Here is a 17834-nt window from a genome sequence, read left to right as displayed (position 1 = left end):
CGCTTCCATCGCCGTATCCTAACTCGATCGGTCCGTCTCTGGTTCGGTTAACTCGACGAGGCGATCGAAGCGAAAATTTTCGACCAATTGGGCGATCGCCCGGGCTAAATCCCCCGATTCTGGCGGAATTTCGGCGATCGATTCCTCGATCAGTTCCGCATCGAGTTGTTGCGCCCGTTCGTGCAAGCGGGCCACCCACTCCTCAGGCATCACCGCCAACGCGGCGCGATCGAGACTCGCAGCCCTCGGCAACACTTCGCTTTGCGGGCGATCGCCCTCGCGATCGGCCACTTCCTCGTAAACGTACTCCACCCCCAAATATTCGGCAATTTTGCCTAAAATCGTCTCCTCCCGAAACGGTTTGCGGACGAAATCATCGCACCCCGCCGACAACACCAGAGCCCGTTCTTCGTCAAACGCACTCGCGGTGAGGGCGATAATCACCGTCGCCTGTCCTTTCAGATGAGATTTAATCTGTTGAGTAGCTTCGTAACCGTCCATCACGGGCATTCGCATATCCATCCAAATTAAATGGGGTTGCCACGCTTCCCAAATCTCCACCGCCTCTCGACCGTTGACGGCTTCGCGCACTTCAAATCCCAACGGTTCGAGCAGTTTGAGCAACAATTGCCGATTCGCCCACCGATCCTCGGCAATTAAAATACGATAGGGGCCTTGATGGGGGGCTAGGGCGATCGCCTGTCGGGTAGGTCCCTCGGCGACGATCTCCGAAGGGTGCGCAGGTTCGGCTTCTATGTCGAACTCGAACGCGGTTCCCCGTCCCACCGTCGAACGAACCCGGATCTCGCCGCCCATCAGTTGCACGAATTTTCGAGAAATCGGCAACCCCAATCCGGTTCCCTGTTGGGATTGTCGCCCGGTTTCTGTTTGCACGAACGGATCGAATAAGCCAGGGAGTTCTTCTGGGGCGATCCCCGGTCCGGTATCTTCAACCAGGAACTGGAGACAGTAGGTATCGGGGCGGGCGTGTAACGATTCGGGAATGTCGCTCAAATTCGGGCAATCGGTGGGACTGACGCGCAGGGTGACGCTGCCGTTTTCGGTAAATTTAATCGCATTGCCGAGTAAGTTAATCAGGACTTGACGTAGTTTATTTTCGTCGGTTCGCAAATATTGGGGAACGGTCGGATCGCGATCGCAGATCAGTTGCAACCCGCGTTCCCCCGCACGCAATTGAAAGATTTCTTCGAGACTGTCGAGCAAACGATAAAGGTCGAAACTCGTGGAATTGAGAATGACTTTACCCGCTTCAATTTTCGACATTTCTAAAACGTCGTTAATTAAGGCGAGTAAATGTTCTCCCGAACGGCTGATAATCCCGACGTATTCGCGCACTTGCGACATCGAACTCGGGCGATCGTCGCGCAAGAGTTTTTCCATCAGTTGAGTAAAGCCGAGAATCGCATTGAGGGGCGTGCGTAACTCGTGACTCATATTCGCCAGAAACTCACTTTTCGCCCGATTGGCCGCTTCTGCCGCCTCTTTAGCCTGTTCGATCGCCGCTTCGGCTTGTTTGCGTTCGGTGATGTCCATGGCGGTCCCCAACAGGCGCACCACCTTCCCCGTCCCGTCGCGAACCGCTTGCCCTCGGGCTTCGAGATGGCGGATCGCCCCGTCCGATCGCACGATCCGAAAATCGAATTGATACGAAGTTCCTCGGGCGATCGCCTCGGAAACCGTTTTTTTCCACAAGGGCAAATCTTCGGGATGGATTTGCTGCAAATGCTCGCTTAAGGTCGGCGCCGGATCGTGGGTTCCGAAGCCGAAAATCCGCAGCAACTCCGCAGACCACGCGATCGTTTCGCTGCCGACGTCAAACTCCCAATTGCCGATGTGAGCGATTTCCTGAGCGGTCGCCAACGATGCCTCGCTGCGTCGCAATCGTTCTTCCGCCGCCTTGCGATCGCTGATATCTTTACTCACCGCCAACAAGCATTCTTCTCCCCCCACTCGAATCCGTTCGGCGGAGAGCAACACCGTGCGAATTTTGCCGGATTGGCTGCGGTAGGCGATCTCGCAATTGCGAATTGCGCCGTCTTCTTGCAATCGCTGTCTCACGAACTGGGGCATTTCGGGATCGACCCACAAATTTAACTCTCCCGGCGTGCGACCGATCGCCTCGGAGCGGCTATATTCAGTGAGTAGAGAAAAACTTTCGTTCACGTCGAGATAGCGTCCGTCGGACAAGCGGGTGAGGGCGATCGCGTCGGGACTGGACCGAAATGCTTTAGAAAACTTTTCTTCAGAAACCCGCAACGCCCCTTCTGTCGCCGCCCGAATGCTGATTTCTCGGCGGAGTTGTTCCGTGCGCTCCCTCACTTTTAGTTCTAAGGTGCGCGAATAATCCCCGAGACGGTCGTAAAGCCGCGCATTTTCGATCGAAATCGCCGCCTGTGCGGTCAGCAGACCCAAGACCGCCAGCCGTTGCGGCGTAAACGCTCCCGTTGCCAAGTTATTCTCTAGGTATAAAACTCCGATCGCCTGACCTTGCCCTTGAATGGGCATACATAAAATCGATTTGGGTTGGTAGCGCTGAATATAAGGATCTCCGGCGAACATCGACTCTTGGGCCGCATCCGCTAACACCACTGTTTCCCCAGTTCGCATCGCGTAATGAATCGGCGAAATCGGCAGGCGATCGCTCGTTTCGAGGGCAATTCCCTGACGCACTGCCACCCGATCGCCCTGGACTTCTCCCCACGCCTCGATCGCCAATCCCCTCTCTCCTTCGAGGATTAAGCCGCCCAACTGCGCCCCCGCATTTTCTAAAATAATTTGCATCAATTTCGCCAAAAGGCGATCGAGGACGATTTCCCCGCATAGGGCTTGAGACGCCTTCATTACCGTATTTAAATCGAGGGCTTCCGTCGTCTGAGACCCGGTAGTAGACAGGGAGTGAGTCGTTGACGAGGAGGTTTCCGACGGCGATCGCCCCAGTAGGCTCGGATGTTGACGCTCTAAGTAAGCTACTTTGTGTAAAGCTCCCCACCGTAGATAACCGTAGCGCGCATCTTCCAAATAAGCCCGGGCAATTTTGGATTTTCCTCGGTTTAAATAGAACAGGGCCGCGCGTTCGTTGGCGAGGGCTTCTTCTTGGAAAAATTCTCCGCTTTTTGCCCCTTCGATCGCGCGATCGTAAGCATCCGTAGCGGCGCGATCGTTACCGAGTAATGCTTGTAATTCGGCTTCGATTAATTCCCATTTATGCAAGTGGTTCGTCGGCGCAAAACCCGCCCAAGTTTGTAATTTTTGCTGAATTTCTCTGACTCTTTCCAGTTGGGGCGATCGCGCACTGTCTTCGTCGTGACGCGCCACCGCTAAGCGGGCTAAAGCCGAATAAAAATAGCATAGCGGAATCACGAACGTTCCCGTTTCTCCATCGAGATAAGATTCGGCACGATCGGCATTTTCGAGGGCTTCGTCGGGGCGATCGAATAGATAGCTGAGAATGAGTTGGTGCAGGTAAATTTTACAAGCTCCACTGCGATCGTTCGCCGCGATAATTTGGGCGATCGCTTCCCGCGCCGACTCCCCTGTTTCTAACTCCCAAGCCGGGGCGATCGTCTCGTCTATATTGTCGCATAAATTGGCAATGGCTTGCCCGTACAAACACAAATGATTGAAGGCTGTTTCTTGTTTGAATTGTTTTAACGCTCGGGCATAACTGCTAATCTCTGACTGGAGTTTTTCCAAATTTTGCCCCGCAAAATAACCGTGAGCGCAATAATTTAAAATCGCATAAGAACCGTATTCTAAATCTCCCGTCTCCAAACCACTATTATAGGATTGCCTCAACGGTTCGATCGTCGCGCGGATTGGCTCTTTCCAATGGCGGATATTGTTATTGACCACCATCGAAGTTCGCGTTTTAATCTCTTTTGTCGGCGATCGCTCCAATAAATTTAACGCCAAATTACCAAATTGATAGCCCGCCTCTATGTTGCCGACTATTCCGCATAAAATTAAACCATAAGTCGCATAAGCGTAAGGAGAAATAAACCCATTCCCATAACAAATTGACAACTGGAATAGGTTAAAAACGACCGAAGGCAACAACTGCGGCATTGCTCGAAAACACGGCGAAAAAATACCCGATAACAAGCGCAAAGCTGCCAATTTATAAGGATCTTCCATCGCAGGCAGCTCGATCAAACTGGCAATCTCTCGGTCTTCCCAGAGCGTAAATGTTTCTAATAATTCTGCTTCAATCGCTTCGGGGGTCGGATTTTCTGGTAAATGAATTCCGAGCAATTGTAAAGGATTCAAGGCAGTTTGTATGGCTTCGGTCAAGCGATTTTGAGCCGCATAAGCTTGAATTAAAATTTGGTCGGCGCGGACGCGATCGAGGAGGGTACGCGCGCGATCGCCCACGATCCGTACCCACGTTTCCATGCGCTCGAAATCTCCACTGACATAAGCCGTTTCTGCCGCTTCAATGTGGAGATTTAAAGTCAACTCATAATCGCTTTCCCAGCTCTCTGTTGCGAGCAGATCGATCGCCGTTGTTAGATAAGTAAAAGCACTTTGATAAGCGGCTGTAGCTTTAGCTCTTTTGCCTGCGATTAAATTCAGTTTGGCAAGCTGTTGTCGGCGTTGGCGATCGCCGACGGGAAGCATAGCGAGATTGAGGTGATTGACGATTTTAAAAATATGTTCTTCTCGTCGATCTTCCGGCGTATTTTTCAGCAAAAATAAGCCGATTTTTTCATGTAATTGTTGACGATCGCCTTCCGAGAGCAAACTGTAAGCTGCTTGGCGGATGCGATCGTGAGCGAACTTACATTCTGGGATAGAAATGCGATCGCCTTGCCCTTGTTTGACGGCAAATTCCCATGCTTTTAAATTGCCGAGGGGAAATAACAAACCTCGGGCGATCGCCGGATTGAGATCGGCGATCGTTTCCGTCTCCGATTGCTCGCAAATATGTGCTAAAGTGGCTAGATCGAAAGGATTGTCGATACAGGCGGCTGTGGTTAATAAGGTTTGAGTCTTTTGGGGAAAACGCTGAATTTGTCCCGAAAGCAGTTCGACTAAATTATCGGTAATTTCTCGCTTTTGAATCTCCTTAAAATCCCACTGCCAACGGCGACTCTCGCGGTCGAAATAGAGGAGGCGATCGTCGTACAATGCCTTGAGGAATTCGCTGACAAAAAAGGGATTTCCTTGAGTTTTGGCAACCGTTAATTCAGCTAAAGGCAGACAGTAAGCGGGCGGAGAATTTAAAGTTTCGGCAATTAAATGATTGATATCTTCTAGCTGCAAAGGTTCGAGATGAATACTATTGATTCTTGCTCCCGCTTCTTGTAATTTGTTTAACATCCCGGTTAAAGGATGAGTTGGCGATACTTCACGATCGCGATAAGCTCCAATTAGGAATAAACCGCTTTCCAGTGCGAGAGTTAAGCGCTCGATTAATTGCAAACTTGCCAGATCGATCCATTGTAAATCGTCAAGAAATAGCACGATCGGATGCGGCGATCGCGCAAAACTTTGGATAAACTTTTGAAAGAGAAGATTAAAGCGATTTTGCGCTTCTGTAGGCGGTAAAACCGGAACTTTCGGCTGAGTTCCCACAATTAATTCAAGTTCGGGAATCACTTCGGCGATAACCCCGCCGAGATCCCCTAATGTAGTGCGCAGGCGATCGCGCCATTGACTCAGTTGGGTTTCATTTTCACTCAATAATTGTCGCAGCAAATCCGAAAAAGCCCGGGCGATCGCACTATAGGGAATATTGCGATGATAAGGGTCGAATTTTCCCGAAATAAAATAACCGTGACGTTCGGTAATCGGTTTGTAAATTTCTTGCACTAAAGAGGTTTTACCAATTCCCGAATAACCGGAAATTAAAAAGAGTTCTCCCGGCGGGCGATCGAACTGAGTTCCCGCCGTGGCGATCGCCCGTTCGGGAAAGCAAGTGCTGCGAATAAATGCATCAATTAGCCCTTGAATCTCTCGCGATCTTCCATAAAGTTTTTGAGGAATTTGGAATTTATCGGCGCGATCGTTTTGGGCAAGATCGAAGGTTTTAATTTCCCCTGTTTCTGAAAGTTGCTGCCGACATTGTTGTAAATCTGCTTCAAGTCCTTCGCAGCTTTGATATCGATCTTCTGCATTTTTTGCCAATAGCTTTAAAACAATCGTCGCCAGAACGGGCGGGATTTGGCGATGGATTTTATGGGGAGAAACTGGCGTTTTCGCTAAATGAGCGTGAACCAATTCGATCGCGTCACTCGCCACAAATGGCAATTGACCCGTCAGCAATTCGTACAAGGTTACGCCGAGAGAATAAAAATCCGTGCGATAGTCCAACAAGCGATTCATCCGTCCGGTTTGTTCCGGGGACATATACGCTAACGTTCCTTCTAGAATGTGGGGATTTCTAAGGGGCTGAGTTTCGCGATCGACCGTCGTCGAAATGCCAAAATCAATAATTTTCAAAAGATCTCGTTCTTGATTCCAAATAATATTAGACGGGTTGAGATCTTTGTGGATGACTCCCGCGCGGTGAATGACTCCCAAAGCGCGCACAATTTTTAAAGTAATTTCGAGGGACTCCAGCAGAGTAAAAGACTGGATTTGAAACAGCTTTCGTAGGGATTCGCCGCCAAAGTCCTCTAAAATAATAGCGAGACTATTTTGATGATTTTCGATACCGTAAGCTTGAACGATCCCCGGATTTTGAAAATGGCGAATAATATCGTATTCTTGTTGGTAGCGACTGAGATCTGAAGGACTGGGATGGGCACCTTTAAGTAATTTGATAACAACCGGGCGATCGCCTTCAATTTGCCATCCTCGATAAATCAGCGAACTCGAACTATCGTAAATCGGAGTACAGTTGCGATATCCAGGCAGAGAAAGCATAATCTGAGGTGAACTTCAGGGAAAATAAGGTGTGAGTAACGGGCAATCTATCGGCGATTGCTTGCTTTACTAGGGTAACAAATCAAAATCGAAAATGGCGATCGCCCGCAAAATCTCCAGCAGCAATTTTCAAGTCAATTCAGCCACGGGTTTTCTCTATTTCTCTATCATTTTTTTCGATCGACTCTGGGATTCCTCGCCGTTAGCCGATACAATGAATGAGTTGTTTAAATGGGTTGGGTACAACCCTCGTGCGATCGTGTCGGCTAACTCTCCTACTTTTCTCCTCGTTGACGGTCATTCCCTGGCTTTTCGCGCCTATTACGCCTTTGCAAAAGGGCGCGATGGCGGTTTGCGAACCCAAAGCGGAATTCCCACCAGCGTCTGCTACGGTTTCCTCAAAGCCTTGCTGGAAGTGATGGACGAGTACCAACCGCAAGCGGTCGCCATTGCTTTCGACTTAGCCGAACCGACGTTTCGCCACGAAGCTGATACAAACTATAAGAGCGATCGCGCCGAAACTCCCGCCGATTTACTGGTGGAAATCCCCAATTTGCAAGAACTGTTGCGAACCCTCAACTTGCAAGTCATTACCCAACCCGGTTACGAAGCCGACGACATTCTCGGAACCCTCGCCACCCGCGCCAGTCAAGAAAATTATACTGTAAAAATCCTCAGTGGCGATCGCGATTTATTTCAATTAGTCAGCGACGAAGATCGCATTTGTGTTCTCTACCTCAGTCCGGGTAAAGGCAATAAAACTACAGAATTTCACCCGGAACAAGTTGTTGAAAAACTCGGGATTAAACCCGAGCAAGTTGTCGATTATAAAGCCCTCTGTGGCGACAAATCCGATAATATTCCCGGAGTTAAAGGGATTGGCGAAAAGACGGCGGTCAAGCTGCTGACTCAATACCACACCTTAGAGGGAATTTATGAGGCGATCGATACAATTAAAGGCGCCAATCAAAAGAAATTGGCAGGCGATCGCGATGCTGCTTATCACTCCCAACATTTAGCAAAAATTGTCCGGGATATTCCCTTAACTTTATCCTTAAAACAGTGCCACCTTCAAGGCTTCGACACCGAAAAAATTCAGCCTCTCTTTGAGAAATACGAGTTTCACTCTTTCCTCGAACAAATCGATCGCCTCCAACAACAATTTGGCGGTCAAGTTACCCCTAAATCCAGTCAAGAGCGATCGCAAACTTCCCCCGATCTCAACGGCGGAGATACCTGGTTTTTCAGCGCCGAAGATACAGCAACATCTCAACAACAAGCCCGCGATGCCAATCCCATCGATCCTCAAATTATCGATACTTACGAACAATTAAATCGCTTAGTCGAACAGCTAAAAACCTATACCGATCCCGAACATCCCGTCGCTTGGGATACGGAAACCACTGACCTCGAACCCCGCGACGCCCAATTAGTGGGAATTGGTTGTTGTTGGGGCAGTGGAAAAGAAGACCTCGCCTATATTCCAATCGGCCACAAACACGGCAAAAATTTAGAGTTAGATCGGGTTATAACGGCCCTCAAACCGATTTTAGAAATGGCGGATTATCCCAAAACTTTACATAACGCTAAATTCGATCGCGCCATCTTGCACTGTCAGGGAATCGAACTCGACGGGGTATCCTTTGAAACGATGTTAGCCAGTTACGTTCTCAACCCCGAAGGAACCCATAATTTAGCTTATTTAGCTCGGGTATATTTAAACCTCAGCGCCCAAAGTTATAAAGATTTAGTTCCCAAAGGGAAAACGATCGCCGATCTCGGCATTCCCGAAGTGGCGAACTACTGCGGGATGGACGTTCACAGCACCTATTTACTGGTGTCCAAACTGCGCGCCGAACTGCAAGATAGTCCCAAATTGTACGAGGTTTTATTCAAGATAGAGCAGCCTTTAGAACCCGTATTAACGCAAATGGAATCCGTGGGAATTCGCATCGATACGGAATATCTAGCCAGACTTTCTGAAGAGTTAGAAGAAAAATTGAGCGCGATCGAAAATCGGGCTTACGATGTTGCCGGAGAAACCTTTAATTTAGGATCGCCGAAACAACTCAGCGAAATTTTATTTGAAAAGTTGGGATTGAATCGGAAAAAGTCGAGAAAAACGAAAACAGGTTATTCAACTGACGCCGCCACCTTGGAAAAACTGCAAGGCGACCACGAAATTATCGATCTGATTCTCGAACATCGCACTTTATCCAAACTGAAATCGACGTATGTGGACGCTTTACCGCAATTAGTGAGGGCGGAGACCCGACGAGTTCACACCGATTTCAATCAAACGGCAACGGCGACGGGTCGCCTGTCTTCCTCGAATCCTAACTTACAAAATATTCCCATTCGCACGGAATTTTCCCGCCAAATCCGACAAGCATTTTTACCGGAACAAGATTGGTTGCTGGTTTCGGCGGACTATTCTCAAATTGAATTGCGAATTTTGGCTCATTTAAGCCAAGAACCCGTGCTGATTTCGGCGTATAAAAATAACGAAGATGTCCATACTTTGACGAGTAAGTTGTTATTTGAAAAAGAGGACATTAGTTCGGAAGAACGGCGAGTCGGTAAAACGATCAATTTCGGCGTTATTTACGGAATGGGGGCGCAACGGTTCGCGCGATCGATCGGGGTGAGTACGGCGCAAGGAAAAGCGTTTATCGATCGCTTCTACGATCGCTATCCCAATGTTTTCGAGTATCTGGAAACGGTTAAAAAAGAGGCGATCGCGCGCGGTTATGTCGAAACAATTTTTGGACGTCGCCGCAATTTTTACTTTGCCGGAGAAAGCCTCCAGCAGCTTAAAGGAACCGATCCGGCGGCGATCGATTTCGACAACATGGAACGCATGAACTATCAAGATGCGGGTCTATTACGCGCCGCCGCCAATGCCCCAATTCAAGGATCGAGTGCGGATATTATCAAAATCGCCATGGTGAAAATTGACGAACTGTTACAACCGTATCAAGCGCGTTTGTTGTTGCAAGTTCACGATGAATTAGTGTTTGAAGTTCCCCACCAGGAATGGGAGGAATTACAACCAAAAATTAAAGAGATGATGGAAAAAGCTGTAGAACTCACCGTCCCTCTCGTGGTCGATATTCATGCTGGAAAGAATTGGATGGAAGCGAAGTAAAAGAATCCGATCTAGGGGCGAAACAGGTTTCGTCCCTACCGTTCTCTCCTACGGTTAATTAAAGCGCTTTCAACCGATCGCCTACGGTTAAATCACCACTGGTTAATACTTTGGCTAAAACCCCAGTTTGGCAATGTCCGTAACGGTCTTTTAATAAGCTTAATAAGCCTAAATCCCGATCGCCCGTTTCCGGATCGACTTCGATGTTCGGACAGCGCCCAATTCTTGCAGAAATCTCGATTTTTGCTTCCCCCAATTGCCACGTTTTCCCCACCCAATTAAACTCCTCCCATGCTTCTACACCATCGACGAGAAGATTGGGGCGAAAACGGCGGACATCTACGCTTTTTCCACAGGCTTCGCTGAGGGCGTCGAGGGTTGCTTGACTTAAGATTGAAATATGAACGGGATGGCGATCGGGATAGCGGGTTTTGCCGTTACTATTTCCCACTAATTTAAGGGGACTTTTTTGGGGATGTCGCGCTTCTGGAGTCGGTGTTAATCCGGCGAGGTATCCGGTAAAAAATTGGCCGATGCGATCGCGTTCGTCTTCTAAACTGGCAACGAGTAAGGGATTGCCCTCAATAGAAACGGTCAAGATTTCGCGATCGCGCCGACAGTTTAACGCCGCCAATCCGGGCCAATCATTTTGCATGGCGAAATGCCCTTTACTCAACCATTGGACGGTCATTTCCGGTTCTGGTTTTCCCGGATCGACAAACATTAAAGCGAAGGCGCGATCGCCGGGAATTCCCCAATCTCGTTCCAATTGGGCGCGATCGTGAGTTTGTGGAGTTAACCCTTTAATCGGATAAGTAAAAATCTGTTTGACTCGTGCCACGATCGCCTCTTCTCCCTCAAGTAACGCCAACAAATGAAGAATACAAACAAGCTAAAATCTAAAAGCTAAAATCCACAATTCAGAATCTCACGATGTTTTATTCGACAAACTTTGAAAGTACAACGTCCCCGCCGTCGCTAAAAACAGAACGTAGGCGATCGCCTGAGCTAAATACAGGTGCGATCGATAACCGAATAATGCTTTGAAAACCACGCCGGGAAAGCGATCGTCCGGCAAAAATGCGGTGGTATCCCACACTTGCGGTCCGAGAAGACAAGACGCCGCCCCCGCCGCGCAAATCTGGGCATATTGCGGGTCGAGACTGGAGAGAACCACCGCCGCCGCGTTGATATTTTTTAAGGCAGAAATTACTAATCCCGAAACGATCGCCAGCAACAGAATTCCCATGATTTGAAAGAAACGGCGCAGGTCAATTTTTACCCCCCATTCAAACAGTAAAAAACCGATCGCCACCGCACCCAGCAAGCCGAAAATCGCGCCCAAAACGGGAGCTAAACCTTGCTCGAATTGGGCGGTAATAAACACGACGGTTTCAAACCCTTCGCGCAAAACGGCAATAAAAACGAGGGTAAACACTCCCCACCCCGCACTGTGCCAAATCTTGGGGCGTTCCCGATCTTCCCCTTCCGGTTTGACCGCCGCCTTCACCGCCGTTTCGATCTCTCCTTTGAGGGATTTGGCTTGTTGGGTCATCCAAATTAACATCCAACTGAGCATGGCGATCGCCACCAGGCAAAAACCCGCTTCTAACAAGGGTTTCAGCACGGGGGCGTAAGTCGATCGCGATCGGGCGACCGCCTGCAGTCCGGAAATAAACAAAGCTCCGATCCCCGCACTGGCGATCGCGCCGCCGCCAACCCCCGCATAGACCCAGGGATTGAGATCCCGCGCCTGCGCTTTACTCAAACACGCCAGCACGATTCCCACGACTAACGCCGCTTCGACCCCTTCGCGTAACGTCACCAAAAATGTCGGTAAAGCTGCAGACCACTCCATAATTACCGCTCCATATCTCAACCCGACAAACATCAAATCCGCCCCGGCGAGTTATCTATTCTTCAAACAATCGTCAAACAAGAGTTTGAAGAATAGAAGTAACGGGAAAAGAAGAACCGATCGCCGGAGAATTCGATCTCAAAAACGCGGGATCTCGATCGCCTTCTTTTCGCTGAAATTAGCTGAAATCTCGGAGCATCTTTTTCAGCTCGATATTGTGCAGCTCTTCCGTACCGATCATCGTGCGCGCGAATTCTTCGAGATAAACGCTGGCATTTTCGACGGTTTCGAGCAAGTCTTTATACAATTCGAGGGCTTTGCGTTCGTGATTGACACTCTCTTCGAGAATATCTTTCACCGCATGTTTGTAAGTTTCTTCCATCGGGGCAATGCGTAAGGTGGGGTGACCTTCCAAACCCGTGAGAATTTCGCCGACTTGTTGGGCGTGGGTGAGCGATTCCGTCGCCTGCATCTTGAAAAATTCCACGATCGGGATCCGGTTCGGTCCGGTCACCATCAGGGAGTAATGAGTGTAGCGCACGACTCCCGCCAACTCGAATTCCATAATCGTGTTGAGCAAGTCGATGGTTTTTTTGACGTCAAGATCTTTCATGTTTCTGGGGTTTTGACGAAGGTGTTAACTGTATTTGAGCATTTTTCGAGTCGTTTACTCAAGAGCTGACCCCAGATTGGAGCTCTCAAAGAGTGGATTGAGGACGAGATGGCAAAAGTACAAGCTTCCTACCGTCGCCGACAACAGCGTATCGCCCACCCCTCGGACGATATATAGCGTTTCTCCTATTGGTGAACTCATGAAAAACCCGTCAGTAGTAGGGGCGCTGGGTTTGGCTTGAGTCCCTACGGGGGCGATCGCACTGAGGGCGCCAACAACATCAGTTGGGGAAAACCTAAAAAAAGATAAAAATTTCCCCCGATCGCCGCCTTCAAAATTCAGGGAAATTCCCCGCCAAAACATCGGCGGCGCGATCGCGATCGATCGTCGAATTCTCAAGACTCTGACGGACTTAAAATACCCTGCCATCAGTGCGAAAATTTCTTTTTCCCCCGGGGCGATCGAACCCTCAAACCCTTGCCATTTTGCCGATTCATGCCCTAGGAGGGGATTGTAAACTTTCGAGAAAAACGCTTTTGTATTTGATAGATAAGCAAAACGGAGCGCGACTCACTCCCCCCGCGCCCCCCATGCTTCTCGGAATTTTAGATAAGTTAAGGGCGAATCGATTGTGAATAAACCCACTTTCACCGTAGCAACCTTGGCCGCGATCGCGATCGCCTCGGCGACTGTCGGGTGCGAAAGCAACCAACCCCCCCCAACCGGAACCGAACAATCTCCCTCTGGAGAGCCCGGAACCCTCGCCCTGCGCGCTAATGGCGAAGATTTCGTACGTCAGGGCTTCGTGTCCAAAGATGGCTGGCAAATTAACTTCGATCGCGTGGCGGTCCACCTCAGTAACGTCACCGCCTACCAAACCGATCCCCCTTACAACGCCGAAGCGGGCGGTCCGATTCGAGGACAAACAGAAATTACCCTCGTCGAGGCAAAAACCGTAGATTTAGCCGCAGGTGACGCCACCGCCGAACCGATCCTCGTCGGCGAAGTCTCTGCCCCCGCAGGTCAGTACAATGCCTTGGCGTGGACCCTCGCCAAAGCCCCCGAGGAAGCGGAGGGCGGATATCCCTTAGTTTTGGAAGGAACCGCCCAAAAAGACGGCGAAACTGTCGAATTTATCCTCAAAATTGAAGATGAAATCACTTTTCATTGCGGCGAATTCGTCGGCGACGAACGTAAAGGGATCGTGCAACCTGCCAGCGATGCCGAAGTAGAGGCGACGTTCCACTTCGACCATTTATTCGGCGATGGCGAACTGCCTCCCGAGGACGAGCTCAACCAAGGGGCGATCGGGTTTGAACCCCTCGCCGCTTTAGCGCAGCAGGGTAAAGTCGAAACCGATTTGTCCCAACTGAAACAAACGTCCCCCGCGACTTACGAGAAAATCGAGCAAATTTTGCCGTCGTTGGGTCACGTCGGCGAGGGTCACTGTCACGCCATGCCCAAATCTTAAGGGCGTTGGTGGGTTGATTGGAAACGAGAGGAGCGATCGTGAAGCGAAAATATCCTGATTCTACGACCGATCGCCTCGGGCGAACGATGCGGTTGCTGGCGTTCCTGGGGATGTTCCTTTTGGGCGATCGCGGTTCGGAGGCGATCGCCCATGGCGTCCACCTGGACTATCGAACCGAACGGGCGATCTCGATTACAGCCCGTTTCGATAGCGGTCAACCGATGCAAAATGCCCAAGTCACCGTTTACGCGACCGACGATCCCGCCAATCCTTGGCTGAAAGGAACCACGGACGAAAACGGTCAATTTTTCTTCATTCCCGATCGCGCCGTCGGCCCGGCCTGGGATATCCAAGTGAGACAGGCGGGTCATGGAGAAATCGTCCGAATCGCTCTCGATCCGGAGGGAGAACCCGCAATCGCACAACAAGGTTACACTAAATACACACCGCTTCAAATGCTGTTGATGGGGGCGTCCGGGGTTTGGGGATTTGTCGGAACGGCGTTATTTTTCTCGCGAGGCAAATAGTCGATGCATATTCCTGACGGCATTCTCCCGGCGAAAATCTGCATTGCCGGATACGCGATCGCCAGTGGCTTCACTTGGTATAGCTTGCGCCAGATCGACCGCCAACCGGACAGCCAAGCGCAAATTCCCAAAGCCTCCTTACTGACGGCGGGGTTTTTCGTCGCTTCTTGGATTCACATCCCCATCCCCCCGGTCAGCGTCCATTTGATTCTCAACGGGTTGTTAGGAACGGTGTTAGGGTATTACGCCTTTCCCGCGATCGCGATCGGCTTGTTTTTTCAAGCGGTGATGTTCGGTCATGGCGGACTGTCTACCTTGGGCGTCAATGCAACGATGATGGGGGTTCCGGCGTTAATTTCCTATCACTTATTTCAATGGCGCTATCCTTTCGTCAAACGCTGGGGATCGTGGGCGAGTAATCTGTTTGCGTTTCTTGCCGGGGCGATCGGTTTGGGACTGGCGGCCCTCATTTTTTTCAGCCTCGTAATTACTACGATTCCCGAAGGTTTCGACGATCGCACGGAACGCGGCGCTATTTACGGTTTAATCCTGGCGCACTTGCCGTTAATGGCCATTGAAGGTGCGTTTACGGCGATGTTAGTCGGATTTTTGCAACGGGTTAAACCGGAGTTAATCGAGGATCGTCGATGAAATTAGGTTTGGATGAATACGCCCATCTCGATTCGCCGCTTCATCGGTGGGAACCGCGATCGAAACTGTTAGGCTTGAGTAGTTTGATTCTGGCTTATACGTTTGTGGAAGATTGGCGGTTGTTGTTGCCGACGGTCGCAATTACGGCTTTGATTTATTGGCTGTCTCAATTACCGTTTTCGTTTTGGTTGCAACGCATTCGTTATCCCGGGGTTTTTCTATTGGGAATTGTTTTAATTTTACCCTTCGCCTCGGGGGAAACGGTCTGGTTGCGTCTCGGCCCGATCGCCCTTTACGCGGAAGGGGTGCAGGGGATGATTTTAATTGCGAGTCGTTTTTTGGCGATCGTGACCGTCGCCCTCGTTTTGTTTGGAACGGGCTCATTTTTAAGCACGGTAGAAGCCATGCGATCTCTGGGACTGTCTCCAATTCTCGCCGATATGATGTTGTTATTTTATCGCTACTTATTCGAGATCGGCGATCGCCTCAAAACGATGCAAATGGCGATGAGATTGCGCGGTTTTCAGCCGCATAAACTCAGCCCTCGGAATTTAACTCTGTTGGCGTCTCTCGCCGGAACGTTATTAATTCGCAGTTACGAACAATCGGAACAAGTTTATCGGGCGATGTTGCTGCGGGGTTACGGTCGAATTCGACAAAATCGCGATCGTCAACCGATTCGTCTCCCGGATGCGATCGCCCTGTCTGCGGTGGCGATCGTGGCGATTAGTTTAATCGTTTTACAATGGCAATTGTAGTCTCTCTTAACTGAATTGAGTTGATAGATTTCCTGTCAGCACCCCACTCTAAAGAAACCAGGCTTCGTGCCTCTCCTTTCGTAGGGGCATTTCGCGAAACGCCCCTACGTTTCGCGAAATGCCCCTACCCAGTCTAAGCCCTTCGAGGGCTACGTTATCGGTGAAATATCGAATAAGCTGTTAGCTATTTCAACAGCATCAATAAACTATTGTGTCCTGTAAGGGTTTGGCAACCAAATCCCTACAAGATTTTTTGATCTTTTCTTTATAAACAGTCTTACATAGCATGTTCTTCTGCTATGCAAGACATTTAGATCCCCCTACATCCCCCTTAAAAAAGGGGACTGTCACTGCCACCCTTTGTAAGGGGGGTTAGGGGGATCTTTGCCTCTTGTCCCTCATGACAGCGCCAATTGCTGTATAGCCATCTTCAATTAGTTGAATCTGAGATCGACCGGGTCAAATGGCCAAATCTCTACGGAAAACCGGATTGAACTGATTGAGCAATGCTATTTTTGTTCACAATGCAATTCACCTAAAACCGAATCCAAAACAATGGAAAGCCGATCGCCGGGTGTTGATTTCTCTACTTGGCTCGGGCAGAAACCGACTCTTTAAAATAAATAAAAGAAAACCTTTATTTTCAAACCATCCGATGCAAGACTCGAATCGATTCAGCCGTTATTTGCGGCAAATTACAAGCTTATTCTGGGTCGGCGCGATCGCCCTGGTTCTCGCGATCGCCGCCCCCCTCATGCCCGTGCGTGCCGCGATCGTGCCGGGTTCCCAGGCGATCGCCTTGGCGCCGCAAGCGGTAGACGCCACGGGAACTGGGAGTTTCGTCACCCAAGCAGTCGATCGGGTCGGCCCTGCCGTCGTTCGCATCGACACCGAACGCACCGTGACCATGCGCGGTTTCGATCCCTTTGCCGAAGATCCCTTTTTTCAGCGCTTTTTCGGCGATAGTTTCGTGGCGCCCGTGCCTCAAGAACGACGGTTGCGCGGTCAAGGGTCGGGCTTTATTATCGATAAAAAGGGAATTGTCGTCACCAACGCTCACGTGGTCGATCGCGCCGATCGCGTGACGGTCACCCTCAAAGACGGTCGGCAACTGGAAGGGCAAGTTTTAGGAACCGATGAAGTCACCGATCTCGCCGTCGTCCAAATCGACAGCAACCGAGGGGATTTACCCGTGGCGCCCTTGGGGGATTCGACTCGGGTCAAGGTCGGAGACTGGGCGATCGCCGTCGGCAATCCCCTCGGACTCGACAATACGGTTACACTCGGCATTGTCAGCACCTTGAAGCGATCGAGCAGCGAAGCGGGAATCCCGGACAAGCGTCTCGACTTCATCCAAACCGACGCCGCCATCAACCCCGGCAATTCCGGCGGACCGTTGCTCAACGCACGCGGGGAGGTGATCGGGATCAATACGGCCATTCGCGCCGACGCCAACGGGATTGGTTTTGCGATTCCCATCGACCAGTTTAAAGCGATTCAAGCTCAATTAATTAGCGGAGAGGCGATCGCCCATCCTTATTTAGGGATTCAAATGATTACCCTAACCCCGGAAATTGCCCGGGAACACAATCGCGACCCCAACGCTTCTTTCCAACTGCCGGAAATGGACGGGGTTTTGATCCTTAACGTGCTTCCGAATACTCCCGCCGCCGCCGGATTGCGTGCGGGGGACATCGTGACGGCCCTCGACGGCGACCCCGTCCGCACGGCGGGACAGTTGCAACATCTGGTAGAACAGTCTCAAGTCGGTCAAAACGTCGAATTGACGATCCGACGGGGCGATCGCACCCGGGCGATCTCGGTCCGCACGGCTCAATTACAAGCCTGAAGTGAGAACCAACGGGGTTTTAGGGGAGTCCGAAACCCCGTTCGCACTCCAACAATAGATCCAGTCGGGAG

11 protein-coding genes are annotated in these 17834 nt (G+C 50.3%); 6 read left to right on the top strand and 5 right to left on the bottom strand.

What is annotated here, in order from left to right:
• Positions 1–18: 18 nt before the first annotated feature.
• Positions 19–6888, bottom strand: coding sequence for a hybrid sensor histidine kinase/response regulator (locus tag HCG48_RS20275; protein WP_168570786.1), 6870 nt, complete (start codon positions 6886–6888; stop codon positions 19–21).
• Positions 6889–7102: 214 nt separating this feature from the next.
• Here HCG48_RS20275 and polA point away from each other — a divergent pair, with 214 nt between their 5' ends.
• Complete coding sequence (gene polA / locus HCG48_RS20270; RefSeq protein ID WP_168571984.1) at positions 7103–10036, top strand: DNA polymerase I; 2934 nt, start codon at positions 7103–7105, stop codon at positions 10034–10036.
• Positions 10037–10094: 58 nt separating this feature from the next.
• On the opposite strand, the gene HCG48_RS20265 is transcribed toward polA, so the two are convergent.
• From HCG48_RS20265 to HCG48_RS20250, 4 genes are all read right to left on the bottom strand, one after another.
• Positions 10095–10907, bottom strand: a complete 813-nt coding sequence (locus HCG48_RS20265; RefSeq protein ID WP_246259664.1) for an MOSC domain-containing protein — start codon at positions 10905–10907, stop codon at positions 10095–10097.
• 57 nt (positions 10908–10964) lie between these two features.
• Positions 10965–11894, bottom strand: coding sequence for an FTR1 family iron permease (locus HCG48_RS20260; RefSeq protein WP_168570785.1), 930 nt, complete (start codon positions 11892–11894; stop codon positions 10965–10967).
• A 178-nt stretch (positions 11895–12072) separates the two neighbouring features.
• Positions 12073–12507: a ferritin-like domain-containing protein gene (locus tag HCG48_RS20255; protein ID WP_168570784.1), complete on the bottom strand. Its 435-nt coding sequence runs from the start codon at positions 12505–12507 to the stop codon at positions 12073–12075.
• A gap of 54 nt (positions 12508–12561) precedes the next feature.
• The gene (locus HCG48_RS20250) at positions 12562–12936 is read right to left on the bottom strand and encodes a hypothetical protein (protein ID WP_168570783.1); all 375 of its coding nucleotides are present in this window, start codon (positions 12934–12936) and stop codon (positions 12562–12564) included.
• Between the two features lie 202 nt (positions 12937–13138).
• On the opposite strand from HCG48_RS20250, the gene HCG48_RS20245 reads away from it, so the two are divergent.
• The 5 genes from HCG48_RS20245 (at position 13139) to HCG48_RS20225 (ending at position 17763) form a co-directional block, all read left to right on the top strand.
• Positions 13139–13978, top strand: coding sequence for a DUF4382 domain-containing protein (locus HCG48_RS20245; RefSeq protein WP_168570782.1), 840 nt, complete (start codon positions 13139–13141; stop codon positions 13976–13978).
• Positions 13979–14016: 38 nt separating this feature from the next.
• Positions 14017–14505 (top strand): carboxypeptidase-like regulatory domain-containing protein, encoded by a 489-nt coding sequence (locus tag HCG48_RS20240; protein ID WP_246259663.1) that lies wholly within the window; start codon positions 14017–14019, stop codon positions 14503–14505.
• A gap of 3 nt (positions 14506–14508) precedes the next feature.
• Positions 14509–15156: a cobalt transporter CbiM gene (gene cbiM, locus HCG48_RS20235; RefSeq protein WP_168570781.1), complete on the top strand. Its 648-nt coding sequence runs from the start codon at positions 14509–14511 to the stop codon at positions 15154–15156.
• Complete coding sequence (gene cbiQ, locus HCG48_RS20230) at positions 15153–15914, top strand: cobalt ECF transporter T component CbiQ (protein ID WP_168570780.1); 762 nt, start codon at positions 15153–15155, stop codon at positions 15912–15914. The genes cbiM and cbiQ overlap by 4 nt, the downstream gene beginning before the upstream one ends.
• A 655-nt stretch (positions 15915–16569) precedes the next feature.
• On the top strand, positions 16570–17763 hold the full coding sequence (locus HCG48_RS20225) for an HhoA/HhoB/HtrA family serine endopeptidase (protein ID WP_168570779.1): 1194 nt from the start codon (positions 16570–16572) through the stop codon (positions 17761–17763).
• Positions 17764–17834 lie beyond the last annotated feature (71 nt).

Source organism: Oxynema aestuarii AP17 (assembly GCF_012295525.1).
Taxonomy (GTDB): domain Bacteria; phylum Cyanobacteriota; class Cyanobacteriia; order Cyanobacteriales; family Laspinemataceae; genus Oxynema; species Oxynema aestuarii.
This window is presented reverse-complemented; position numbering and strand designations above follow the sequence as displayed.

What these genes read in the sequence shown, in the direction of transcription:
- HCG48_RS20275 (WP_168570786.1), bottom strand. Translation starts at nt 6,888, where the DNA reads ATGCTTTCTCTGCCTGGATATCGCAACTGTACTCCGATTTACGATAGT.
- polA (WP_168571984.1), top strand. Translation starts at nt 7,103, where the DNA reads ATGAATGAGTTGTTTAAATGGGTTGGGTACAACCCTCGTGCGATCGTG.
- HCG48_RS20260 (WP_168570785.1), bottom strand. Translation starts at nt 11,894, where the DNA reads ATGGAGTGGTCTGCAGCTTTACCGACATTTTTGGTGACGTTACGCGAA.
- HCG48_RS20255 (WP_168570784.1), bottom strand. Translation starts at nt 12,507, where the DNA reads ATGAAAGATCTTGACGTCAAAAAAACCATCGACTTGCTCAACACGATT.
- HCG48_RS20250 (WP_168570783.1), bottom strand. Translation starts at nt 12,936, where the DNA reads ATGGCAGGGTATTTTAAGTCCGTCAGAGTCTTGAGAATTCGACGATCG.
- cbiM (WP_168570781.1), top strand. Translation starts at nt 14,509, where the DNA reads ATGCATATTCCTGACGGCATTCTCCCGGCGAAAATCTGCATTGCCGGA.
- cbiQ (WP_168570780.1), top strand. Translation starts at nt 15,153, where the DNA reads ATGAAATTAGGTTTGGATGAATACGCCCATCTCGATTCGCCGCTTCAT.
- HCG48_RS20225 (WP_168570779.1), top strand. Translation starts at nt 16,570, where the DNA reads ATGCAAGACTCGAATCGATTCAGCCGTTATTTGCGGCAAATTACAAGC.